This is a genomic window from Actinomadura napierensis (assembly GCF_039529375.1).
Lineage (GTDB): Bacteria > Actinomycetota > Actinomycetes > Streptosporangiales > Streptosporangiaceae > Spirillospora > Spirillospora napierensis.
In genome coordinates this window covers 1-530 of the sequence record NZ_BAAAMR010000418.1, presented here as the reverse complement: position 1 = coordinate 530, position 530 = coordinate 1, and the positions used below count along the sequence as shown (strand labels likewise).

Below are 530 nucleotides of genomic sequence, written 5' to 3'. Positions count from 1 at the left end.
GGGGAAGCAATTGTCACAGTAGCAACAACACGTCCAAAGCTAATTGGTGGCGAACGTGCTGTATATAAATAACACTACTTCTGTTGTCAGAGGTACAGGTAAATAACGATAATACTTAGGAGGCTTTTTCAAACATGGCATACGAAAAATTAGCAGTACAAGACAAAGCAGTATTAGATGGGATTTTAGCAGAGAAAAAACGTCAACAAGCGAATATCGAGTTAATTGCATCTGAAAACTATTGCTCTCCTGCGGTAATGGAAGCGCAAGGATCAAAACTTACGAACAAATACGCAGAAGGTTATCCTGGCAAACGCTATTATGGCGGTTGCGAATTTGTAGATGTTATTGAGCAAATGGCGATTGACCGTGCTAAAGAACTTTTTGGTGCAGATTACGCAAACGTTCAACCACACGCTGGCTCACAAGCTAACTCTGCTGTTTATCTAGCGCTTCTTAACCCGGGCGATACAGTTTTAGGTATGAGCTTGGCTCACGGTGGTCACTTGACTCACGGTGCAAAAGTTAGC

Annotated in this window: 1 protein-coding gene and 1 pseudogene; both read left to right on the top strand. The window is 42.5% G+C overall.

Annotated elements, in window-relative coordinates; translation table 11 throughout:
• A partial coding sequence (locus tag ABD296_RS50810) for a DUF436 family protein (protein ID WP_407061609.1) occupies window positions 1–72 on the top strand: 72 nt, incomplete at its 5' end.
• A 62-nt stretch (window positions 73–134) separates the two neighbouring features.
• Window positions 135–530: pseudogene (locus ABD296_RS50235) on the top strand (serine hydroxymethyltransferase); the annotation flags it as partial.